The sequence below is a fragment of the Oscillospiraceae bacterium CM genome (assembly GCA_022870705.1).
GTDB lineage: Bacteria > Bacillota > Clostridia > Oscillospirales > Oscillospiraceae > Sporobacter.
Genome location: CP072107.1, coordinates 769,973 through 793,657, shown reverse-complemented (window position 1 = coordinate 793,657; position 23,685 = coordinate 769,973). Strand labels below are relative to the sequence as shown.

Sequence of the window (23,685 nt, the reverse complement as noted above, 5' to 3'; positions counted from 1 at the left end):
TAAATTGGAAGGAGTACCAGCCATGCCTAAGATTAAACTTAAAACCCACAGTGGGGCAAAAAAGAGATTCAGTCTCACAAAATCCGGTAAAGTCAAGCGTGCGCACGCGAACAAGAGCCACCTTCTCAACGGTCACGGGAAATCCCCCAAGCGCAAGAGAGGCCTCCGGCAGGGTGCCTATGCCGACGTGACGAACGAATCGGCTATCAAGCGCATGATCCCGTACAAATAAGGAGGTTTTACAATGGCCAGAGTTAAAGGCGCGATGATGACGCGCAAAAGAAGAAATAAGATTTTAAAGCTCGCCAAGGGCTATTGGGGCGCCAAGTCAACCCATTATAAGATGGCCAATCAGGCCGTCATGAAATCCCTCACCTACGCGTATGTCGGCCGCAAGCGCAAAAAAAGAGACTACCGTCAGCTGTGGATTTCCCGTATCAACGCCGCATGCAAAATGAACGGGATGAACTACTCCCGCTTCATGCACGGCCTGAAGCTCTCCGGTATCGATATGAACCGCAAGATGCTCTCCGAAATGGCCATCCACGAGCCTGAGGCGTTTACCGCCCTCGTGAGCACCGCGAAGGGCGCCATCGGGGCGTAACCCAACATATCAACAGCCTCCCGCAGTGTGCGGGAGGCTGTTATTTGTTTGAGGCATTCGTCCTACAAATACCTTAGACCAAGCCCGGCAAACGCGGGGCTTGGTGGTGAGACTTCTACCTTATGTACGGCCACATAAAATCATCCGCGCTTCCGTACTTCGACCAAACGGTATACCATTTTTCTAATTCCCATTCATTACTCTGTTTTGTAAATATAATAACATCTCCACCTGCGTGTTCTGCTACATAATAAACTTTTGCAATATTATCAGAATAATTTAGGACTTTCAGATAATCTACTTTGTCAATCATATTGGTTAATTTGTAGAGCTCCGTAAATTCCTGCCCATGCCGGACAGTCAAAATTTCACAATATGTAAATGAACCTACCCAAAAAAGAACAAAGCAAAATAAAATTAAAAATAATATAACAATAAGTGTTTTTTTCATAGACTCTCCTAATTTACTTCATGCCAAGCAATTCGCTCATATAATCGTAATTACCGGCTACGAAATCACCAAATTCATTAGATTCTGGAGAAGAATGGGGCTTTGTTGTTTGATGTCCCTTATTATATAGAGCGCCTAATATTGAAGGATTCTTAATGATGTCTGGGTACTCATCTTGCCAGATATCTTGAAAGTACCGCAAATATGCCGCAACATACATGGCGTTTTCTTTGTTATCTTCCAGCCTTTTTTCTCTCTTCATTTTATCAGTTGAAGGTACTTTTAGGCCAAAAATATTCCTTTGATAATTCGATGACTGCGTAACATACCCCTCATCTTCAAGCATTTTAGCTGCCTCAGTCTCTGGCCAGCGGCTTTGCATGAGGTGTATTATCGTTCGTTCTCGGCAATTTTCTTCAGGATGTCCTTCCTGTTATCTCCCGGATGTTCGATCACGTGCTGCAACAGTTTGTGAAGTATACATCCAAGGCGCTTGTCGGCATCAAAACCAAGGCGCAGCAAATCGTCGCCGCTCACCGCAAGGTCTTTGTACGACCAGCACGCGCCGCTTGATAATACCTCTTCGACGCGGCTGACTGCGTCCGTGCCGTACAAAACTTCTTCGGCGGCGGCGGCGCACAATGCGCCATCTTCCCCAATGTCGGACAAAACCCTTTTTATGGCTACCGCGTCCCCAATATGCCCTGTCAGCGCCGTTTTGACGCCTGCCCCGCCGGCTTTAATCGTTTTCGCGTCAAGACGCATGGCGCGCAGAAAATCTCCCGCGTCGTCAATCAGCCGGTCACGGCACAGTACGGCACAGAAAGCCGACCAGCGCATCCGCGCATTTTTCGGCAGTTTTTTGACGTGTTCAAGGTTTTCCGGCACAGACTTGGCAGCTTTCAGTCTGCTGACATATAAGCCGAAGACGATTGCCGTCCCAACGAGCGCCGGATTGTCGCTCATCAGTGTTTTCTCCGTCTCGTCACGGACGCGTTCAGCAGACAGCGCGGCGCACAACGGCGCGCATTTTATAATCGCCGCCCGCGTCCCGGCCTCAATGTCAAAACCGAGCTGCGCGGCAAAGCGAACCGCGCGAAAAAGGCGCAGGGCATCTTCCCCAAAGCGGGCTTCCGGGTCTCCGACACATCGGATAAGGCCTTTTTCAATATCACCCTGTCCGTCAAACGGGTCTGTGCGCACGCCGCCCGCCGTCATGGCTATAGCGTTCATTGTAAAATCGCGCCGTTTCAAATCTTCATACAGATCGCCGACAAAGCGGACGGATTCTGGGTGCCTGTTATCGCGATAATCCCCGTCGCTGCGGAAGGTTGTTACTTCAACCGGGCCATGGTCGGTGAGCACCGTGACCGTCCCGAAGCGGATGCCCGTGTTCACTGTTTTTGGGAAAAGCGCCGCGATTTGCTCTGCCCGGGCGGACGTTGCCACATCCCAGTCGTGTACGGGCCTTTTCATCAGCATATCGCGCAGGCAGCCGCCGACGAGACAGGCAGAAAAACCGCCTGTCTCCAGCGCCATGAGGATACGACGCACAAAACCGGGTATCTCGGTCATCACGATCTGCCTTCTTCCTGCATAAAGCGCCAGAAAGCGCTCTATAATCACTCTTGTAAAAATATCCTCTAAGTATTATAATCATTTATCGGCGCAAAGACAATTCTGTTTAAATGCCCTGGGGGGTTTTATGAGTATTTCTGAATTTGAATCCTGCCTCAAGTCCGGCTCCAGGGGGCATCTTGTCGGCATCGGCGGCGTTTCCATGTCGCCGCTGGCCGAAGTGCTGCACAACATGGGCGTTGAAATCACCGGCTCAGATATGAGCGACAGCGCCGCCGTCCGCCGTCTGCGCGCGCTGGGGATTGACATTGCCATCGGCCACAAGGCGGAAAACGTTGACGGGGCTTGCTTTCTAATCCGAACAGCTGCCGCCCGGGACGACAATGCTGAAATTGCCGCGGCGCGCCTTGCCGGGATTCCCGTCTTTGAGCGCGCGGAAGCTTGGGGCTTTATCATGCGCGGCTATAAAAACGCCGTTTGCGTCGCCGGTGTGCACGGCAAGACGACGACGACTTCCATGGTCACGCATATTTTGATGGCCGCCGGAGCCGACCCGACCGTGATGATCGGCGGAACGCTGCCAAAGCTCAACGCGGGCCATCACGTTGGCAGCGGTGACGTGATTGTACTCGAATCCTGCGAATATTATAATTCTTTTCACAGCTTTTTCCCGACGGTTGCCGTTATTCTCAACGTTGACGCTGACCATCTTGATTTCTTCAAGGACCTGGACGACGTTAAAAACTCCTTCCGGCATTTTGCCTCCCTCGTCCCCGAAAACGGCTTTATCGTCTGCAACGCCGACGACCGCAACACGATGGAAACGCTCGCCCCGCTTGAGCGGCCGCTTCTGACGTTCGGCTTCGGCGAAAATGCGCGTGTGCGTGCGGTGAATGTCACGCTCACCGGCGGCGGCTCCAGTTTTGACGTACTCTATGACGGCGCTTTTTTCTGCCATATTGTTTTAAGCGTCCCCGGCCGCCACAACGTGGTTGACGCGCTGGCGGCAACAGCATCCGCCATCACTCTCGGGATACCGGCTGAGGCCGTTTCAGAGGGGCTCCTCGACTTTACAGGTGCCGGACGGCGCTTTGAATACAAAGGCACGGTCAACGGCGCTGTCGTTTATGATGATTATGCCCACCATCCGCGCGAGCTGCACGCCCTTCTCGACGCCGTGTTTGGCCTTGGCTACCGGCGTGTGATCTGCGCATTTCAGCCGCACACCTATACGCGCACACATGCTCTGTTCGACGATTTTGTCGCCGAGCTCCGCCGAGTGGATGTTTTATTTCTGGCCGACATCTACGCCGCGCGCGAGAAAAACACAATCGGCATTACATCCGCCGACCTCGCAGCCCAAATTCCGGGTGCCGTCTTCTGCCCCACGTTCGAGGACATGGAACGCCAGATTCTTCAGTCGGTCCATGACGGCGATATCGTTCTCACCGTCGGCGCCGGGGACATTTACAAGGTCGGCGAGCATCTCACGGAAAGCCAACTGCGCAGCAGTGCAAACGGCTAAAGGCCACGCTGTGCGCCAACGTCAAACAGGGAGCTGATAGACTGTTGGAAGGACATATCGCGGGAACATCAAAACTTCTTGCCCGGTTCACCACATTAAAAAAGCGAAACACAGACACGGCGCAGGAAGTCCCTGACAATCCGTCTTTACAAAACGGCAGTACCGAACCGGCGGGCAGACAGCCGTTTTTGAGGCTTTCTGCGCGCATCGGTCGTCTGCGCGCGGCACTGGCAGCCGTCGCCGAAAAGGCGCGTGCGTTAAGCAAAAAAATAAAAGCGGCCGCTGCGCATCTGCGCGCTGCGCCGGCAAAGCTCCGAAGTGCCATCCAAAAGCAGCTGGATGCCGCCCGGCAATGGCCGTCTGATGTTAAAGCGGCATTGCGCGGAGCCGTTCCAAAATGGCACAAGGCCGGTTTAAAATGGCGTGCGCGGTATCAGGTACTTTTGCCGATGTCCATCGTCGGCGGCTTTTGCGGGGTTATACTCGCCGTTTTGCCGACCACCGTTTTGACGTATATAACCGGCACTGTTTTCTGGCCGCTTTTTGTCCTGCCGCCGATTTTTGTCTATGCGGGCATCCGTCTGTTCAAGGGCTTTGACGACAGGCGCGCCGTCGTTCTGACGGGTTTTTACACAGTTTTGGGCGTCTATCTCACGGCGCTGTCCTGCCAGGCGGCGCTGGACGTGATCAGATTTCAAATGTCGTTTCTGAGCATCCCGCTCATTTTGCTCATGTCCATTGGCCGTCACGCGGCGGCTGATGTATCCCTTTTCTCCACCGCTGTAATCTATCCTATGATTTTCACGATGCTTGGCTTTATTATCATTCTGGAAATTAACGCGCATCACCGCAGGATGGCACAACCCCCGGATAACGGCACGGCAAATGACGGTTCCCCCTGACGCGAAAAAATTACGCCCCGCCTTGGAGCACAACGCTTCGAAGGCGGGGCGTTTTCGTTCGTTCATTTTTTGCCGCGCGGATTGACTTTAAAAATAAACAGCAGCATGAGGACGAAGTAAGCGGCGCACAGACCGAGCGTTACAACCGTCATCACGCTGGATTCATAGGCCATGCCGATGAAAATGAGCATTGGCGCGCCGAGGATGATGGCAAAGCTGGACCCAGTTATGAGGTTGTTTGCCGCCGGTGTTTTAAATTCGGGGTCAATTTCACGAAGCAGCAAAATTCCGGAGCTGATGGTGCCGGTCATCATGCCGTACATCGACAAAAGCCCCTCATAAAAATACCCTTTGTAGACTTTTTTACAGACCCAGACGAGAAAATACCATGTTACGACGCCGCCCGCGACCGCCATCAGCGCAAACGGAAGCCAAAGGCCGGTGAGCTCCTCAATCCGAATTGACGCAATGCCCGCCACGATCATGATGTCAAAAAAGAAACCGGAAATGCGGCTGAGTAGAAAATTGTTCTGGTATTGGCGCGTCATAATCCGCTTGAGGCGGAGATTTTTCATAATAACGCGTGTCAGAATGGCCAGCGCCGAGCCGATGATAAAGTTAAAACCCCATAACAGCGTATTGAGCATGGCGGCGACACCCGGTAAATATGCTTGAAGCGCCGCCGTCACGCCCCACGTCACAAGAAATGTCGCCAGATAAACAAGCAGCACGAGCGCAACCTGAATGGAGAACTTGTCGACGGACTCGGAAATCGGAATTTCACCCTCATCCTGAAAGCTGTCGACAATGACGGAACCGGAGACATCCGACGCGGTTGTTTTTCGTAATTTACCTTTAGCGGCCAGAACGTTGAGCGCAATAACGCCGACGATACAGGCGCACAAATACCCCGTTGCCGCCAGCGACAGGCCGAAGCTCCGCCCGCCGACAAAACCGGCCGCCTGATACGTCGTGCCGACATTGTTGGCCTGCCCCGGCCCCTGGCCGTAGCCCATCGGCAGGAGTATACCGGCGGCTTTGAAAAGCCCGGGCATGACCGTATAGGCCAGCGTGATCGAAATGGCAAGCCCGATGATCGCCTGAATCAGGTAGGAGCCGACGATGATCGCCCCGCTCTTCGGGCCGGTCAGGCTCCCCTTTTCGCCCGAAAAATGCGTCGGAAGCCGCAGCGACATAGCGATAAACCCAAGCGCGATACCGTGATAAATGAGAATCTCCATAAATGCCGCATCAAAACGCAGCAGCCCGGTGGATCGGACGAGCAGGAGGAGGAAGCCGCCGAGCACCGCCGTCGGCATCAGGCTGTCCCGGATAAAGCGCACTTTGCGGCGCAAAAAATTAGAAAACAGGATAATAACGGCGATGATGCCAAACTGAATGATGACGTTCCAGAGGGCGGTGTTCAAATTTGAATAATCCATCGTATTCCTCCTATTTAACGGAAATCGTTACGGCTTTTTGCAGGCGGTCAGGATGTCATACATCGTCAGATATTTCCGCCCGCTGCGCGAGACTTCTGACTTGATCTCGTAGTTGACCCCGTCTGCGGAGAAAACAATCGTTGCCGCCCCGTAAACGCCCATGCGGTAGATGTTTTCAAGCGGAACGACAAACGATCCGAGGGCCAAACTTTTTTTCGACAGCGTGAGCGATCCTTCCGCCACCAGCGTTTCGCTGTGGTCGTCACCAATGCGCCAAAGGCTCTGCGCGGTGTCTTCAAAAATCGGCCCGTCGCCAAAAGACCGGGCGGCATCACGCAGAAACACGGTCTGCCACGCGTCCCAATCGCGGATCGTTTTAAAGGGCGCGCGCTCACCCTCCAGATAACCCATTTCCGTATACCGGAGCGTCAGGCCGCAGTCGCAGTAAAACAGATCGCCGCTGCTGTGCGTCGTGCCGATGCCGCGGCATACCGGGCAGGTGTAAATGGCGTTTTCCAGTCCCTCGGCAAGCTTCTTCCCACGATAGACGACAGGGGTTTTTTCCTGATCGTCATATGCGTCGTCATAGATATCCGAAAAGATCATTGCCGTCAGATCCTCGTCCGTCATGGCGGCGAGCGCCTGCGCGGCGGTGACGCGGACAACACCGCCGTCAATTTTCCCGCGGCGCAGGCTCCTGCTCCAGCGGGGGCTTGTCAGATAACCGCCCGTCAGGCGGTATGTGACAAGCGGGACGCGCGCGGCCTTGACGAGGCGGGCTGTCGTCGCGTGCAGAGGGCCTGTGACGCCGTTCCACGATCGGTCGCCCTCGGCAAAGATACAGACGCTTGAGCCGCGGCGCAGCGTTCGGATAATGTTCATCGCCGAGACTGTGTCCGCCGAGCCTTTGATACGCGCAATCGGGGCAAACGCCCACGAAAGCAGGTGTGATAAAAAGCCCCGGCGGTATAAATGCTCGCTGGCGACAAAATAGATGTTTTTCTTAAAGCGCGCGCCGACAAAGAGGGGATCGAAATCCGTCAGGTGGTTGGCTATCAACAGAAACGGCTCCGTCATGTCCGGCGCGGGGCGGGCGGAAAAACGAAACCTGAGCTTGAGGAACACGCATGCCGGAAGCCTGACGAGCCGCCAGATGAGCGCATGCCGGAATCGAGCCGAATTGTTCATCTTCCCTCCAAAGCGTTTGAATCACGGGTGCCTACAGCCCGTAAAACGTGACAAAGTTCTCGCAAAAATCTTCTCCAGCGTGCGCTCCGGCAGATTATCCGTGAAGTCGGCATGCATCGTGCCGACGCCGAGGAATTCCTGATGCGCCCGGCAGAAGGCGGTTTTGTGCCTTTCTTAGTGGTCATCCGGCGGCGCGCCGACAAACTTGTCCTCCTCCAGGCGCATCGCGCGGCAAAGCGCGGCATAGCGGCCGTTTTGCGCTAAAAGCGTCTCATGCGTCCCGCGCTCGACGATTTTGCCGTCGTCAACAACGAGGATGAGATCCGCGCGGCGGATCGTTGAAAGGCGGTGGGCAATCAGAAAGGAGGTGCGCCCTTTGAGGATATGGGCAACGGCATTTTGAATAAGCTGCTCTGTCTCTGTGTCGATGCTTGACGTGGCTTCATCTAAAACAAAGATGGGCGGGTCTGCCAGAACGGCGCGTGCTAGGGAGACGAGCTGCTTTTCCCCCGTCGACAGCCGGGAGCCCCCCTCGCCGACCTGCGTGTCATACCCATCCGGGAGCCGCCCGGCGACAATGTCTGCCGAGACGAGCGCGGCGGCTTTTCTAACCTCGTCGTCGGTCGCCTCGATCCGCCCATAGCGGATATTTTCCATCATTGTTCCGGAAAAAAGATGCGGGTCCTGCAGGACATATCCGAGCGCCGAGTGCAGCCACAGCTGGCTCCGCTCGCGCACATCGCGCCCATCGATTAAAACGCGCCCGCGCGTCGGCTCATAGAAGCGGCAGGCCAGATTAACGAGTGTCGACTTTCCGGCCCCCGTCTCGCCGACGATGGCCACTGTTGTCCCGGCCGGGATGTGAAGGCAGAAATCCTCCAAGACATATGTGTCGCTGTCGGGATAGTGAAACGAGACATTTTCAAAGGTGATTTCACCAATGATCGGTTCCCAGTTTTCCCGCTTCGGATTAAAAACGTCCCCATATTTTTCGATGACGTCCGGCGCGTCGCTGATCGTCAGCGGCGCGTCGACAAGGGCTGTGACACGCTCGATGCCGACCTGCGCGCCCACCATGTCCGACAGGAGACTGGAGACCTGCATAATCGGCTCAATGATACTGACGGCGTAAGAAATAAAGGCCGCCAGAATGCCATAGTCCAGCAGATCATTCAAAACGAGGATGCCGCCCTTGTACAAAACGGCGCCGACGGCGAGGGCCCCGCAGAACAGGACAAGCGGCAGCATTGTGGCCGTCAGGCGGGCGCTTTTAACGGCCTGCCGGTACATCTCGCTTGTCACCGCTTCGAAATCACGGCAGTTTTTCTCTTCAATCACCAGCGTTTTGGAGACTCTCGCCCCGGTAATCCCCTCGTTATACGCGCCGGTAATTTGCGCGTTGACGGCACGGATACGCCTGCTGACAAAAACGTTTTTCTTCTGGAAGTAAACCGTTATAAGCGCGACGACGGGGACGAGTGCGAGCAAGAGGAGCGCGAGTGACGGCTTCAGGGTAACCATGAAGACAATCGCCCCCAGAATGTAGCACAGATTCCACGCCGCGTGGGAAAAGCCCCACGCCACCATACCGCTGATTCTGTCCGTGTCGGACATGATGCGCGCAATGAGATACCCCACGGCATTGACATTGTAGAAGGAAATTGGCAGCTCTTGCAGCCGGACAAAGCAGTCTCTTTTTAACTGGCGGCCCATGTACATTTCCACCGCGATGGATTGGCGTGAAAAGAGCAACACGGTGAGCCTTTCGAAGACAATAAGCGCCAAGAACACCACACAAAACAGCCAAAGCCCCGCCGTTCTGCCAGGCGTAATGAAGGCGTTGACGGCATAACTCGTAAATAGCGGAAAAGCCGCGTTGGCAAGCGCCGACAGCAGCATAAAGACACTGACGGCAACAAGGTGCTTTCGAACCTGCTTTAAATATGGCGCGAGACGGGCCCAAATGCCGAGGCTCAACGCTTTGTCATCGATTTCACTTTCCCGCATGTTCCGCCGCCTCCCATCCCTCGTCTTCGTCGGTCAGGCCCGACTGCAACCCATAAACGCGGCGGTAGATGCCGTTTTGCGCAACAAGCTCTTCGTGCGAACCGATTTCAGCAATCCGGCCGTTTTCAAGCACTAGAATCGTATCGGCAAGCATGAGCGTTGCGATTCGGTGAGAGATCAGGATAACCGTCGTCCCGGCTGTCTTCTCATGCAGAGCTTCGCGGATTTTCGCATCCGTCTCCATGTCAAGGCTTGACATCGCGTCGTCAAACACCATGATCGGCGCGTTTTGCATCAGTGTGCGTGCCATCGTCAGCCGCTGCTTCTGCCCGCCCGAAAGCGTGACGCCCCGCTCCCCGACGAGCGTGTTATACCCGTCCTCAAAGGATCGAATGGTCTCATCCATCGCCGCGATTTCGGCACTTTTCCGGACGCGGGCGCTGTCACGCGTCTCTGCGGCGATATCAATATTATCGAAAATTGTCTTTGAAAATAAAAACGGCTCTTGCAGAACAAGGCCGACATGTCGCCTTAAATAGCGCCTGTCAATCTCCCGGATATCAGTGCCGCCGATGGTGATGCGCCCCTCGCCGTCCTTGAGATCGTAAAGCCTGTTTAAGAGATAGGTAAGCGTTGATTTGCCCGCTCCCGTCGCGCCGAGAATGCCAAGCGTCTTCCCGCTTTTGACGGTGAAGCTCAACTCCTGCAAAACAGGCTGCGCGCCGTAGGAAAACGACACGCGGTCGAAGACAATGTCGCCGTTGAGCGGCGGTTTTTTGGCGGATGGGTCGTCTCTTTCAACAGGCGCGTCAAGGATTTCCTTGATCCGCGCAAACGAAACGCCCGCCTTGCTCATCTCCGAGAGGAGGCGCCCGAGCTGGCGGACAGGCCACGACATGGTAAGCGTATAGCTGATGAACACAAGAAACTGCCCAAGCGTCAGCGCGCCGCCGACGGCGATCACGGCGCCGACGGCTACCATCAGCAAAAGCTCCAGCGCAGAGACAATGTCGCCGATGCCCCAGAAGATGCCGAGGATTTTGCCGAGCGAGAGCCATTTCCCGACGTAGAAGTCATTTTTTTCGTCAAAGCGGTCGAGCTCATATTTCTCCCTGCCGAACGCCCGGACGACACGCACACCCGTCAAATTCTCCTGAATATGAATGAGCAGCTCCCCCTCAGCCTCATCGGCTTCTTTAAAACGGCTGGCGATGCGTTTGAAGAAAATCGTTGAGTAGCCGATGACAAGGGGGATAAAACCAAGGGCGATAAGCGCGAGGGACGCGTTCATGGAGAACATGATGACAAGGGCGAGGGTGACGAGAATAAACGTGCGCACGACCTCAAACAGCTGCTGGGCAACAAAACGCTGCGCTGTGTCGACGTCGAAGGTGCACCGCTGGATGATATCGCCCGTCTGATTGGCGTTATGCCAGGAAAACGGGAGATACTGCACATGGGTAAAAAGCGTGTCACGGAGCTTCTTCGTAAAACGCTCGGTGCCCTTTGCCGCCTGCATCCGTGAAATATAGTTAAAGAGGCCGGCGAGCAGGGCGGACAGCACAACACCGGCAGCACAGAACAGAAAATGCGCACGCAGAAAGCCCCGGCCGCCCAGCGCGTCATACCACCCGGAAAAAACCGCTGGCAGCATGACAGCTTTCGTACCGAGCACGGCGTCCACCGTAAAGCCGACGATCTGCGGCATGAGAAAAGTAAACAGAATACTCAAAGCGGCGGCGGCAACGGCCCCGGCGAAATACCGCTTTGACCCCCTGGCAAAATCGGTCAGCAGATGAAAAACGTGATTTTTTGTCTGTTTCATGGTGCACCACAATGTTTTTTGTGTTTGGATTAAACCTGATTTAATAGTGCCATACGGGCGGGTAAAAAGCAAGCAGGCCTTTTCCGGCGGAAAAACACCCTTTTTCGATAAGGGGATGCAATAGGCGCGTTGTTATGGTATAATAATTTGGTTATTTGTCAAATTTGGTAAAGCAGGTGATCGTTCTTGCACTTCGGTAATCCAACTGAAACCGTGACGCTCAATAAAGTCCTGCCGCGGATTGAAGCGCACGCCGAAACCGGCCTGACGGCCCGGCAGGCAAAAGAGCGGTTGGATAACGGCTACGGCAATGAAACCCCCGCTTCGGCGGAGAAGACGGTCGGGCAGATTTTTAAAGATAATATTTTTACGTATTTTAATCTCGTTTTTTTCATCCTCTCCGGTCTTATCATCCTTGTCGGCTCGTATAAGGATCTGACGTTTATGGGCGTTATCGTCGTCAACACCGCCATTGGTATCGTTCAGGAGCTGCGCTCTAAGAAAAAGCTCGCCGAGCTCAAATTTATCGCCTCGCCGCACGCCACCGTTATCCGGGACGGCGCGGCCGTGTCGATTCCGGCGGAAGAGGCCGTTCTCGACGATATTGCCGTTTTTTCGGCAGGCAACCAGATTTACGCCGACGGCATCGTTTTAACGGGCGAATGCCGCGTCAACGAAGCCCTTGTCACCGGTGAGGCCGACGAGATCATCAAAACACCGGGCATGACGCTTTTATCAGGGAGCTTCATCGTCTCCGGCGAGTGCCGGGCGCGGCTTGACAAGGTCGGGTGCGACTCGTTTGTCTCCAAGCTGACAGTCGAAGCGAAAAAGAACGGGAAAAAGCGCCGGTCAGAAATGATGCACGCACTGACGCGCCTGATTCAGGTCATCGGCTTTGTGATCGTCCCCTTCGGCATTCTTTTGTATATCCAGCAGACGGCAGCGCTTAACCGCAGCGTGACTGAGAGCGTCGTCTCCACCGTTGCGGCCCTCATCGGTATGATTCCGGAGGGGCTTTACCTACTCGTCTCCGTCGCGCTCACCGTCAGCATTATGCGCCTGGCGCAGAAGAAAACGCTTGTGCACGATATGGGCTGCATTGAGACGCTTGCCCGCGTTGATGTTTTGTGCGTCGACAAAACCGGCACGATTACGGAAAACAAAATGGCCGTTCGCGAGGTCTTCCCGCTCGGCGGGGAGGCCGACTATGACGGCATCGTCTCCCTTTTGACGGATTTTTCAGCCAGCATGGCCGCCGACAACGAGACGATGGCCGCCCTGAAAAGCTATTTCACCGGCAGCCCGAAGCGGCGGGCCTTGCAGATTCTGCCGTTTTCATCCGCTACGAAATACAGCGGCGCCGCCTTCCAGACGGCGGGGGTATTTTTGCTCGGTGCGCCTGAAAAAATCCTGCTGACCAATTACGCCGATTATCAAAGTGATATTGAGCGCTATTCCGCTCAGGGCTGCCGCGTTCTGCTTTTCGCCGGGTACGGCGGGGCGCTAAAGGACCCGAAGCCGACGGGGCGCGTTATGCCGCTGGCACTCGTCGTCCTCACGAACAGCATTCGGCCCGAAGCCCCGGCGACATTTCGATATTTTGAGCAGCAGGGCGTCGCCATCAAGGTTATCTCCGGCGATAACCCTGTAACCGTTTCAAGCGTTGCGCTGGAGGCCGGTATTCAAAACGCCGACCGATACGTTGACGCGTCGACACTGACGACGGAGCGGAAAATTAAAAGCGCCGTGCGCGAGTATACCGTCTTCGGCCGCGTCACGCCGGACCAGAAACGCAAGCTCGTGCGCGCTTTAAAGGCCGCGGGGCACACCGTTGCGATGACGGGCGACGGCGTGAACGACGTTTTGGCGCTGAAGGACGCCGACTGCAGCATTGCCATGGCCTCCGGCAGCGATGTGGCGTGCCAGGTCTCGCAGCTTGTGTTGATGGACTCCAATTTCGCCGCTATGCCCGCCGTCGTCGCCGAGGGCCGCCGCGTTATCAACAATATCGAGCGCTCGGCCTCTCTCTTTCTCGTTAAAAACATTTTCTCCTTTGCCCTGACGCTGACGGCGTTATTATTTGCCCTAGCCTATCCTGTCACCCCGGCGCAGCTGTCTTTGTTTAACGTCGCCATTATCGGGATTCCATCGTTTGTCCTCGCCCTAGAGCCGAACACCGCTCTTGTCCGTGGGCGCTTTTTAAGAAACGTCCTGCTCCGCGCGCTGCCCTTCGGCCTGACGGATTATCTCGCTATGCTGGCGGTCATCCTCATCTGCCGCCGCCTGAACATTCCCGACGACCAAATGTCAACGATGACGACCATTGTCATCGGCGCTATTGGCTTCATGCTGCTGTACCGCATTGGCAGGCCGCTCAACCAGCTCCGGCGCGTCTTGATCATCTCCATGCTGGTGCTCTTTATCGGCGGCGGCTTACTGCTGCACGATTTGTTCTCCCTCTCGCCGCTCTCCTGGCCGGCCATCGGCATTACGGCGGGCGTCATTTTCCTGTCAGTTCCGGTGCTTTTTCTCCTGTCCTGGGTCGTCCGCCAGCTCGTCGGGCTTCTGAGCGGGCATCGCAAAAAGGCGTAAGCCGGAACGAATTTTTGGATTGGCGTGATATGTTTTGATAAAAAATTCGATTCATACCGTTGTCATAGAAGGCTATACATCGTCCGGTGACGGCGTTGCGCATATCGACGGGCGCGTTGTTTTCGTTAAAGGCGCACTGGCCGGTGAAACGTGTGACATCAAGGTTTTAAAGGACAGTAAGAATATTGTCTACGCAAAGGTTCTGAAAATCTTGTCGCCCTCAGGCGCGCGTATCGACCCCGCATGCCCGAATTTCGGCAAGTGCGGCGGGTGTGACCTTCTTCACATGGATTACGCGGAGGAGCTGCGTTTCAAGCGCCGCCGCGTTGAGGATGCGCTGCAGCGCATCGGCGGGCTTACCGTTCCCGTGACCGGCATCATCGGGTCGGACGACGTTGCGCGCTACCGCAACAAGGCCATCTATGCCGTCGGCAAGGACGAAGGCCGCACCGTTACCGGCTTTTACCGTGAGCGCAGCCATGACATCGTCCCGACGGATACCTGCCTCATTCAGGCCGAGGTCTCTGACCGCGCCGCCGCAGCCGTCCGCCGCTGGATGGACCGTTACAGCGTGCCCGCTTATGACGAGGTGCGGCGCTGTGGCGCTGTTCGCCATGTCTTTTGCCGGTATGCCTTCGCGACAAAAAAAGCGCTGGTCACCGTCATTTCAAATGACAGAGACCTGCCGCACCCCGATGTACTGATTGATGAAATCCGAAGGCTTTGCCCGGAGACAGCTGGTATCGTCTTAAACGTCAACAAGACGCGCGGCAACACCGTTTTGGCGGGCGAGTTTACAACGCTCTGGGGCGAAGACTTTATTGTGGACGAGCTGTGCGCGCTTCGCTTCAAGCTCTCGCCGCGCTCGTTTTATCAGATCAACCGTTCTCAGGCCGAAAAGCTGTATGCCAAGGCGCTCGAATACGCCGCGCTGACCGGCACGGAGACGGTTTTGGATCTCTACTGCGGCACCGGCACGATTACACTCATTCTCGCCACCGGGGCAAAAAAGGCTTTCGGTGCCGAGATCGTGGAGGCCGCCATTGATGACGCGCGCGAAAACGCCGCGTTCAACAACATTCAAAACGCCGAATTTCTCTGTGCGGACGCCGGTGACGCCGCGCGCGCGCTGCAGGACAGGGGCATCCGGCCTGACGTCGTCGTCGTCGACCCGCCGCGTAAGGGTTTGGCCCCCGATGTGATCGAGACGATTGCCGCCCTCTCCCCGGCTCGCGTCGTCTATGTCTCGTGCGACCCGGCTACGCTCGCCCGCGACCTCAAGCACTTCGACGGGCTCGGCTATAAAGCCGTTGAAGCCACCGCGTTTGACATGTTCCCAAGGTGTGCGCACGTTGAGACGTGCGTACTTTTGTCCCACAAAAACCCACAAACATCTCCACCGTCTTTATAAACAGGAAAATTGAATAAAATAGACTTCAAAGGCAGCTCAGCCTCGTCACATGGGAAAATCTCGATTTCTTTGATTAGCGAAGAAATTAGAGATTTTTTCTCTTCATCGCTGATTTTATCATACACTTTATCAAAATTAGCCAGTAGGGTGTAGATGTTTTCCAATGTGATGGCATCTTGCTCCACAGCTTTACGGCGCAGCTTTACATCCTCAATCTTTTCTTCTAGTTCTACGATGATGTCATACAGTCCATCAAGCCGAAGTGTCATATCATGGAGCTTGCGTTCTCTAAAACGAGTATCTTCCGGCAGACTGTCAATTTCATTTTCAAGACGGGTTTTATTAAGCTCGATCTCCCGCAGTTTGGACTCATAATTGCTTAGCTCTCTGTTTAACGTCGAAGTGTCAATTTCCTTGCCTATCCTTGATTTGATTTCTGTTGCAAAATCCTGATTTTTAATCAGCTCTCTGATTGCTTCAATGACAAGCGGCTCAATGTCGGTTTTCTTGAGCATAGCTTTATAATCACAGCTTTTTCCACGTGCTGTTCGGGCTTTACTGCACACATAATAGTAAATTTCTTTATATGTACCATCTTTGTTTGTCCAAGCGTGTTTATTGGTGTACATCGGGCCACCACATTTCGGGCATTTTAAAATACCACTTAATAAGTGCGCCCTGTCCCGGCCAATTTTAGATTGAGATTTTATGCCTGTTATTTCTCGTTTTTCACGTGTCTGGTTCCAAAGTTCCTCGCTTATAATAGCATCGTGCTGACCGTCTGCAATAATGTATTCATCTTGGTGTACTTGGCGGTATTCATTTTTCGTGCCTTTGACCTTTTCTCTTGTTCGTCTGCCAAAAGCGATCTTCCCAGAGTACACAGGATTGTCGATTATCATTCTGACAAAATGCGTACTCCATTGGGCGAGAGTACCGTTGGCACGTTTGATTTTTTGGATACCCTGCAAATTAAGGTAATTGGCAATTTTATAAAACCCCATATTACCATTCACATATTTGTCAAAGATAATGCGTACCGCTTCGGCTTCATCTTCTTGGACATAGAGTTGCTTATCCTTGAGGTAGTAACCATAGGGCGCAAACCCGCCGTTCCAACCACCTTGACGGGCTTTTTCTTTTCGCCCGTTCATTGTCTGCTCAATGATATTTTCACGCTCTATTTCAGCAACGGCAGACAGTACAGAAATTAAGAGCTTTCCACTTGTTTGTGATGAGTCAATGCCTTCCTCAATGCAGATTAAGTTTACGCCAAAGGATTGAACGAGTTCCAAGGAGTTTAAAATGTCGGCTGCGTTTCTGCCGAAGCGAGAGAGCTTATATACTAAGATATAGTCGATTCCCAATCCGTTTTCAATGTCGCACAGCATTTGCTTAAAAGCGGGTCTGCCTTCTATGGATTTGCCGGATTTTCCAGCATCTTCGTAAATGTCTACGATATCCATTTCTTCTCTGTCAGCAAAGCGTTTTAAGCTGTTTTTCTGTCCGTCCAAGCTGAAACCGTCAACCTGCATTTCAGTACTAACACGAGGATAAAGCACACATTTTTTTCCACTCCTATTCATACTCATACCTCCAATAAATTATTGGAAAACATCTTTACTTAGCACGATTGATTTCGATTAAAACTTCTGCACCATGCTTTTCGATAATCTGCGAAAGTACATTTATAAAATCTTGATATGCCTTTGTCTTTGCATATTTTTCATTAGGTACAGTAGTCTTAGCTGTATTTTCAGATATGCTTTTGATATTTTCCATTCGCAATCACCTCCAAGTGTATTGCTTACATGAATTATAAGCAGTTATTTTCTTCATGAAAAGTTTGTCGCTACATTAAAAACCGTAAAACCAGTCGCATCCGTGAAATTCTGTGTGATGTACCCCGGCTTGATCCGATCGCCAAGCTCATCTACATAGATATACTTCAGATAATCCATCCCTAGCATTTTGCTTTGCGGTCACAACATCGGGATATTCCTTGAACATAACGCTATAGGCATCTTTTTTGTGATGTTGAAGAAAAGAACAGCCGCGCCGGTTATTGCCGTGTTCGCATGTCCCTGATGGGGCAAGGCGGCCGGTTCTTGGCGCGGCTGTCCCTTTGTTTCGATTTGCTTATATGTTTACAGACATTCCGGACGAACAGGCGGCGTACCTGTTACCATAGGAATTGCACCTCCCCCCATTCTGATGGCGGGCCGTTCTCATTGCCTGCGACGGTTTTATCACGCTCGGACTGTGACTGAACGGAAGTTTCATTACATACAGATGCTTGCCACAGAGCCGCCATGCGTCCGAAAGACACTGCTCTGCCTGCGGCGCTGGTGTTTTTCGCTCCTTTTCCGTTACGCTGAAATCCAATCACCTTCTCCCGCGTAAGGAAAGATCGTGGCGTACCCGCCGTCCGGCTCACTGTATGCCGCTGCTTGCGGTATGTATCCGGCTTCTCCTATTGTGAAAAAGGCGGAGCACCGCGCCGGGAAGCGTCGGCCTGTTACAAGACAGTAAAGCCCGGCGCGGCCTCCTGATAGTATGCTACAAAACAGATAACCCGGACGGGCGGCGGCAACCGCCCTCATGGGAATCTCACCCCGCCCCATGCTGATGGCGCGGCGACCAATGCTGTGAAGCGTTCAAGTCGCAAGTATCATTGTGTCAAGTGTGAGATCGTCGCCGGGCGTGATTACCCGTCCCGCCCCGCCGCAGTTGGCGTTTGTCGCTCGTGCCGCTAAACGGCAGTCATGGCGCGCCCCACAGTTCGGCTCCTTCACACTTCAAACGTATCCGGATCATCGGTATTCAATTGTCAAAGGGCAACGGAGGGAAAATCCCTCTCTAATAACCATGAGATTCAGCAGGCAAAACGACAGGAGATTAAAGAGTATTTTTCAAATATTTCTCCATACGTTTTAGTCCGCGGCTTATAGCATCCTTCACAGCGTTTTCCGCTACGCCCTCTGCCCGTGCAATCTCCGCTTTGCTCATGCTGAGTATGTAATGCGCGTAAATACGCTTGGCCTGCTTGTCCGGCAAAGAGGCAATCGCCGCGTGTAGCTGTTCAGCCGTGACCTTACGTTCGTACACTTCGCAGGGTGAAAGTGATATGAAAAGGATGTCGGTTTCAATTCCATCTCCTGCGTCCAATGAGTAATAAGCCTTGTTATAAAAGCGGCGGCGAATATAATTTCTTTCCAGCCTCTCAGCTTCTAGCAAGGCAATTTCAACTTCATCGGGTACGTCAACAAAAAAGTCGGTTTTGTAAAACGGGTAATAGTCCCGCAGATTGATCTTTGCCATATGGCATTTCCTCCATTTCGATTTTTTAGGGAACGGCGAATCGAAATGGGGGCGGCGGGGATCTGCAACGGGGCTTCACATCGGGCCAAGTTGGCCCGATGTGTCGGAAATGCCTGTCCAATGAAAAGCAAATAAAAAACGCGCCTAAGCGGAGTACCCTCCGCATGGCACGTCGACATTGACACAAATTACATATTGTGATGTTATAACTTGCACATACAAGGATGGGATTTATCCTTGCGGAGCAACGACTTTTTTTAAGCGTTTACCTTTGAGGATTGCCCATAAAATATATAGGCTGTCTGCTAAGCTGCCGCCTTTCTAAAGAAGCGGCGTTCTGGTAGTAAAAACAACATCTGCCAAAGCTCCTTTCAGATTGCCTTGGCAGATGTGAATTGCAATTTTCACGTATTGAACCGGCCAGCCAAAGCAGTCTTTTTTTTATTGCCTTGTCCAGCTGATTTTTGCTTATTGAATTGTGAAATATGTTTCATATCAATAGGACGCTTAACCGCATTATGTAATTGTCATTTGTCCGTTAAACTAAGGATGGGGTGATACAAAATGCACAATGATATGAAACATATGGGCGCTGTCATTCAAGCAGCCCGCTTAGCGCACGGTATAACGCAAACAGCGCTTGCTGAGAGAATAGATGTTTCTTTGCGAACCGTCATTGCCATCGAAACAGGAAAGCGCAATCCTACGTTTGAGGTTCTCTATAAAGTCATCCGAGAACTCAACATCCCGGCCGATCTTATTTTCCGGCCCGATTATGTACATGGCACGCCGGAGCAGGAACAATTTATCCGTGAATTCCGGGACGCCGACGAACAGGAACAGCGGATAGCTATTGCATCGGCAAGAAGTATCTGGAGAGAACTTCGACACGACGAAAAATAAGGACAGCTACTTCGGGCCAACTTGGCCCGAAGTGCGCAGAACAAAGGAGTTTAGTTCTTCAAACACTGTAAAAGAGTGAGCCGATAACTGTGAAACGTTCTCACATGTTATCGGCTCTGCGTCTTAGCGTCTGGCTCTTTGATAACTGGCATATTTAATTGTCGTACATTAATTAAGGTTTCCTGCTTGCACTTCCGACAGAACAACGGGAAGTTTTTAAGTATTGTATCCTCTTCCTTAAAAAACGAATCTTTCTGTTGATTATAGCTGCAAGTGCTTAAACCCTTTTATTCCCGCTTGCTATGCTCACGTTTTTCTAAAATTGTCTCCGTCAAAATGCTCCATGTCTGAACTGATAGACTGTAAATCTTTTTCACAATGTAAAGGCGGCAGGCAGGATAATTACCGTCAAAGCCAGTATCAACGTTATTAAATATACGAAAGCAGTCATTGTCCACCACTTTCTCCTGCTTATGTAATATCCTGTTTTCTGAAAATTGCACACCCTACCAGAGTACTTGCAAACATCAGCACAATAGTGTAGGCAACCGCAGTGTGTGCCGTTGCTGCGTTAATGTCAATAGATGCAACATTATAAAACTGTGTCTGAGGGATATAATCCATCGCTTTTTTAAACCACTCAAAACGCTGGGAAAGCTGAGCCACGAGCAAATTGGTAATCAGAACTGTAAATCCAATATATATTCCGATAATTGCTCCAGGTTCCTTAAGTACAAAGGAAATCAGGACATATATGCTGCAAAAGGCCAGAGAAACAAGCATAACCAATATGAATGCCCTAATAAGTCCAATGATTACATCATTGCCGACAGGAGATCCAAACCCGAAAAAGGCTGTTCCTGCCACCAGTCCCGTCAGCATGCTTGATGCAACGATACCTACCACTCCAACCATGGACGAGAGTAGTTTTGAGAGATAGATACTTACTCTTTTATAGCCAAAAGATATTTCGGATTTGATATTGCCCTGTCTGAATCCGGAAGCAATAAAAAGTGCAACAAAAATTATTGCCACTATTTCAAAGACTTCAACTCCTCCACTGCTTATTACTTTGTACATTAGGGTATACCCCTTAACGCTTTGTACACCTTCTCTTCCTGTAGTGGGGTCATTTTCAAGCATCCAGTATGCAGCAACCCCAAAAATATTTATAAATACATTGATTAATATGATCACAAAATAAAATTTGCCATGAAATAGCCTGTAAAACTGAGCCTTTAATAGATTAGACATTTCCTGTGCCTCCTACCGACTTAAGAAAATATGCTTCCAGATCTTCTCCCATCAGTTGGATTGACTCCACCACGATCCGGTTGGTATTCAGAATCCTGTTTACTTCACCGGGGTTATCAGTACGGTCATAAAGATGGATTTTACTGCCGGGTAGGATTTCAAAATTGGTAGTCCCGAATTCCCTTTCTATGACAACAGCTGCTTTTGATGCGTCATCGACAGTTATTTGAAGGTATTTCCTGCTTTTATTGTTCAGCTCGTACATAGTTAGTTCTTCAATAAGCTCACCCTTATGCATGATGCCGTAGCATGTCGCCATTTGATAGACTTCGCTTAGAATATGGCTTGAAATAAGAATTGTTACGCCTCTCTCCCGGTTTATTTTTTTAAGGAGCTCTCTGATTTCAACTATCCCTATCGGGTCTAGCCCGTTGACAGGTTCATCCAGAATCAACATTTCCGGATCTGATATCAGAGCCGCCCCAATTGCGAGCCTCTGTTTCATACCCAAGGAAAACCTGCTCGCCTTTTTGGAGCCGGTATCCTCCAACCCAACATCCTTAAGGCACCTGTCAATACAGTCTTTTCCCTGAATACCTCTCTGAAGCCTTACCATTTCAAGATTCTGCTTTGCATTCATATTGGGATGGAATGCGGGTGTTTCAATGATGGAGCCTACCCGTTTACGTCCTTCCAGCAGGGCTGTCTCACTACTTTCACCCCACATCGCAATTTCTCCCTCAGTTGGGTAAATCAAGCCCATTATAAGCCGGATAAACGTTGTTTTTCCTGCGCCGTTTTTTCCGATCAAGCCATATATATCTCCCTTTTTTACCGACATATTTAACGAATTCACGGCGTATTGAGATTTGAATTTTTTGCTTAAGTTTCTGGTCTGTATAACAAACCCGCCCATTTAGATTCTCCTTTGCCTAAACTGCGGTTTTTTTTTACCACAGTTTAGGCAGAATTCAGAATAAACCCTTTTGCTTATTTTTTCTTAACGACCGGAAGCCAGACTTCGCATTTGTAGTCAGAAGCGGCCTGATCGCCCTCGGGGTAGACCTCAATGTCCGGCGCATCGGCGTATTCATAGCCGGATACGGGCAGCCATTCGGACACGATCCGCGTTTGCAGCTGCTGAATTGCGGTCGGCATGGGGCCGATACATTCAAATATCGCCCATGTACAGGCCGGGACCTCATATTCCGTCATCCCGTCCGGCACCGGCTTGTCGGACGCCGCCGCGATATAATAGTCGAAGTCCTTGCCGTTCATGCAGCTGCTGACCCCCATAACACCAAGCGGAGGCTTGTCGATCAGCCCGCACAGCTTTGGAATCATGCCCGCCTGTACTGTTTCCTGCCAGAACAGCGGCACCTTTGCGAAGCTTTCCTCCACGTCCATGAGGAAGTGTTCTTTTACGCCGACGATCCGGAACGCGTTCTTTGTCTCAATTTTATAATTCATCTCGGCATCTCCTCTGATTGAAATTTTGAAGCTGATGCGCGGATATGCCTTAAGAGTTACGCTTTCACTACGGGCGGAAGCCGGAGCAACTCCATGTACGCTTTGAAAAGCACGGTTAAACGAGGTGGGCGATTCATACCCGTATTTCAGCGCCGTGTCAATTACCTTCATACCGTTGTTCTGCAAATCAAATGCCGCTTCCGTCATCCGCCTGCGGCGAATGTATTCACCCAGCGGGATACCCGCGATATACGAAAACATCCGCTGGAAGTGGAAAGTCGAGCAGCAAGCGATCTGCGCAGCGTGCTCATAGCTAATTGTACCGCTTAAATTCTCTTCCATGTAATTTATCGACTGATTCAGTCTCTCGAGCCATTCCATTGCATCACCTTCAATAATCAAAGTCTATCATAATATAAAATATTGTCCTCTCCGTTTCTGCACAAAAATGTGAGATGCCATTACTATATCATTTGGGCGTAAAACGAACAATACTGTCGATTATTGGCAAAATGGTTATATTGGGTGGCTTTTCCTCTCCGTAAAGATGTCGCTCATATGAAACATATGGGTGCTGTTATTCAAACGGCCTGTGTAGCACACGGAATAAAACAAATAGCGATTGCTGAAACAAATAGATGTTTCTTTATGAACCGTCATTGCTATTGAGATAGGGAAACGCAATCCGACATTTGAGGTTCTCTATAAGATCATCCGAGAGCTTAGTATTCCAGCCGATCTTATTTTTCCGTCCTGATGATGTACCCGGTACACCGGAGCAGGAACAATTTATACGTGAATTGCGGGACGCTCATCAACAGGAGCAGCGAGTAGCTATTGCTTCGGCAAGGAGTATTTGCAGAGAACTTCAACACAGCGGAAATTAAGGGCAGTTACTTCGGGCCAAATTGGCCCGAAGTGCGCAGAATAAAGGAGTTTAGTTCTTCAACTCTGTAAAAGAGTGAGCCGATAACTGTGAAACGTTCTCACATGTTATCGGCTCTGCGTCTTAGCGTCTGGCTCTTTGATAACTGACATATTAAGTTGTTTTACCATGATTAGCGTCTCCTGTTTGCATTTCGGACAGAACAGAGGAAAATTTTCAAGTACCGTATCCTCACGGATTTTCAACCTTGTCTTATTTTGGCAAACAGGGCACAGAATCCAATTAATCTTTGCCATATTATCGCCTCTGTCAAATTCTTGCCGCCA

General features: G+C 51.7%; 22 protein-coding genes. 7 read left to right on the top strand and 15 right to left on the bottom strand.

The features are described from left to right. Nucleotides 1–22: 22 nt before the first annotated feature. Both rpmI and rplT read left to right on the top strand, forming a co-directional pair. Entirely contained in the window at nt 23–232 is a 210-nt protein-coding gene (gene rpmI, locus IZU99_04020; GenBank protein ID UOO38429.1) for a 50S ribosomal protein L35, read from the top strand. 12 nt (nt 233–244) lie between these two features. Continuing rightward, a complete protein-coding gene (gene rplT, locus IZU99_04015; GenBank protein ID UOO38428.1) occupies nt 245–604 on the top strand; it encodes a 50S ribosomal protein L20 in 360 nt (119 codons plus the stop codon). A 115-nt stretch (nt 605–719) separates the two neighbouring features. Here the strand turns inward: rplT and IZU99_04010 are convergent, their stop codons facing one another. Genes IZU99_04010 through IZU99_04000 form a run of 3 tightly spaced genes read right to left on the bottom strand, consistent with a single transcriptional unit; the run spans nt 720 to nt 2,633 of the window. Further along, entirely contained in the window at nt 720–1,055 is a 336-nt protein-coding gene (locus IZU99_04010; protein ID UOO38427.1) for a hypothetical protein, read from the bottom strand. 13 nt (nt 1,056–1,068) lie between these two features. Then, a complete protein-coding gene (locus IZU99_04005) occupies nt 1,069–1,401 on the bottom strand; it encodes a hypothetical protein (protein UOO38426.1) in 333 nt (110 codons plus the stop codon). Between the two features lie 44 nt (nt 1,402–1,445). Continuing rightward, nucleotides 1,446–2,633: a polynucleotide adenylyltransferase gene (locus IZU99_04000; GenBank protein ID UOO38425.1), complete on the bottom strand. Its 1,188-nt coding sequence runs from the start codon at nt 2,631–2,633 to the stop codon at nt 1,446–1,448. Nucleotides 2,634–2,760: 127 nt separating this feature from the next. Here IZU99_04000 and murC point away from each other — a divergent pair, with 127 nt between their 5' ends. Both murC and IZU99_03990 read left to right on the top strand, forming a co-directional pair. Continuing rightward, nucleotides 2,761–4,158: a UDP-N-acetylmuramate--L-alanine ligase gene (gene murC, locus IZU99_03995; protein ID UOO38424.1), complete on the top strand. Its 1,398-nt coding sequence runs from the start codon at nt 2,761–2,763 to the stop codon at nt 4,156–4,158. Between the two features lie 44 nt (nt 4,159–4,202). Next, on the top strand, nt 4,203–5,060 hold the full coding sequence (locus tag IZU99_03990) for a hypothetical protein (protein UOO38423.1): 858 nt from the start codon (nt 4,203–4,205) through the stop codon (nt 5,058–5,060). A gap of 62 nt (nt 5,061–5,122) precedes the next feature. Here the strand turns inward: IZU99_03990 and IZU99_03985 are convergent, their stop codons facing one another. The 4 genes from IZU99_03985 to IZU99_03970 all read right to left on the bottom strand — a co-directional run bounded on the left by IZU99_03985 (nt 5,123) and on the right by IZU99_03970 (nt 11,522). Continuing rightward, nucleotides 5,123–6,502: a hypothetical protein gene (locus IZU99_03985; GenBank protein UOO38422.1), complete on the bottom strand. Its 1,380-nt coding sequence runs from the start codon at nt 6,500–6,502 to the stop codon at nt 5,123–5,125. 27 nt (nt 6,503–6,529) lie between these two features. After that, the gene (locus IZU99_03980) at nt 6,530–7,690 is read right to left on the bottom strand and encodes a 1-acyl-sn-glycerol-3-phosphate acyltransferase (GenBank protein UOO38421.1); all 1,161 of its coding nucleotides are present in this window, start codon (nt 7,688–7,690) and stop codon (nt 6,530–6,532) included. A 174-nt stretch (nt 7,691–7,864) separates the two neighbouring features. After that, entirely contained in the window at nt 7,865–9,697 is a 1,833-nt protein-coding gene (locus IZU99_03975) for an ABC transporter ATP-binding protein (protein ID UOO38420.1), read from the bottom strand. Further along, nucleotides 9,684–11,522, bottom strand: coding sequence for an ABC transporter ATP-binding protein (locus tag IZU99_03970; GenBank protein UOO38419.1), 1,839 nt, complete (start codon nt 11,520–11,522; stop codon nt 9,684–9,686). The genes IZU99_03975 and IZU99_03970 overlap by 14 nt, the downstream gene beginning before the upstream one ends. A gap of 186 nt (nt 11,523–11,708) precedes the next feature. On the opposite strand from IZU99_03970, the gene IZU99_03965 reads away from it, so the two are divergent. Both IZU99_03965 and rlmD read left to right on the top strand, forming a co-directional pair. Next, nucleotides 11,709–14,114, top strand: coding sequence for a cation-translocating P-type ATPase (locus IZU99_03965; GenBank protein UOO38418.1), 2,406 nt, complete (start codon nt 11,709–11,711; stop codon nt 14,112–14,114). 34 nt (nt 14,115–14,148) lie between these two features. Next, a complete protein-coding gene (rlmD, locus tag IZU99_03960) occupies nt 14,149–15,525 on the top strand; it encodes a 23S rRNA (uracil(1939)-C(5))-methyltransferase RlmD (GenBank protein ID UOO38417.1) in 1,377 nt (458 codons plus the stop codon). Here the strand turns inward: rlmD and IZU99_03955 are convergent. From IZU99_03955 to IZU99_03945, 3 genes are all read right to left on the bottom strand, one after another. Further along, nucleotides 15,414–17,111: a recombinase family protein gene (locus IZU99_03955; protein ID UOO38416.1), complete on the bottom strand. Its 1,698-nt coding sequence runs from the start codon at nt 17,109–17,111 to the stop codon at nt 15,414–15,416. The genes rlmD and IZU99_03955 overlap by 112 nt on opposite strands. Nucleotides 17,112–17,145: 34 nt before the next feature. After that, complete coding sequence (locus IZU99_03950) at nt 17,146–17,307, bottom strand: hypothetical protein (protein UOO38415.1); 162 nt, start codon at nt 17,305–17,307, stop codon at nt 17,146–17,148. A gap of 1,116 nt (nt 17,308–18,423) precedes the next feature. Beyond that, entirely contained in the window at nt 18,424–18,846 is a 423-nt protein-coding gene (locus IZU99_03945; GenBank protein ID UOO38414.1) for a sigma-70 family RNA polymerase sigma factor, read from the bottom strand. Nucleotides 18,847–19,431: 585 nt separating this feature from the next. On the opposite strand from IZU99_03945, the gene IZU99_03940 reads away from it, so the two are divergent. Continuing rightward, nucleotides 19,432–19,749: a helix-turn-helix transcriptional regulator gene (locus IZU99_03940; protein ID UOO38413.1), complete on the top strand. Its 318-nt coding sequence runs from the start codon at nt 19,432–19,434 to the stop codon at nt 19,747–19,749. A 107-nt stretch (nt 19,750–19,856) separates the two neighbouring features. Here the strand turns inward: IZU99_03940 and IZU99_03935 are convergent, their stop codons facing one another. The 5 genes from IZU99_03935 to IZU99_03915 all read right to left on the bottom strand — a co-directional run bounded on the left by IZU99_03935 (nt 19,857) and on the right by IZU99_03915 (nt 23,655). Continuing rightward, nucleotides 19,857–19,973 (bottom strand): hypothetical protein, encoded by a 117-nt coding sequence (locus IZU99_03935; GenBank protein UOO38735.1) that lies wholly within the window; start codon nt 19,971–19,973, stop codon nt 19,857–19,859. Nucleotides 19,974–20,220: 247 nt separating this feature from the next. Next, nucleotides 20,221–21,003, bottom strand: a complete 783-nt coding sequence (locus IZU99_03930; protein ID UOO38412.1) for a hypothetical protein — start codon at nt 21,001–21,003, stop codon at nt 20,221–20,223. Then, nucleotides 20,996–21,919, bottom strand: coding sequence for an ATP-binding cassette domain-containing protein (locus IZU99_03925; GenBank protein UOO38411.1), 924 nt, complete (start codon nt 21,917–21,919; stop codon nt 20,996–20,998). Before IZU99_03925 ends, IZU99_03930 begins: the two co-directional genes overlap by 8 nt. A 74-nt stretch (nt 21,920–21,993) precedes the next feature. Continuing rightward, entirely contained in the window at nt 21,994–22,854 is an 861-nt protein-coding gene (locus IZU99_03920) for an AraC family transcriptional regulator (GenBank protein UOO38410.1), read from the bottom strand. 612 nt (nt 22,855–23,466) lie between these two features. Then, nucleotides 23,467–23,655, bottom strand: coding sequence for a cysteine-rich KTR domain-containing protein (locus IZU99_03915; protein UOO38409.1), 189 nt, complete (start codon nt 23,653–23,655; stop codon nt 23,467–23,469). Nucleotides 23,656–23,685 lie beyond the last annotated feature (30 nt).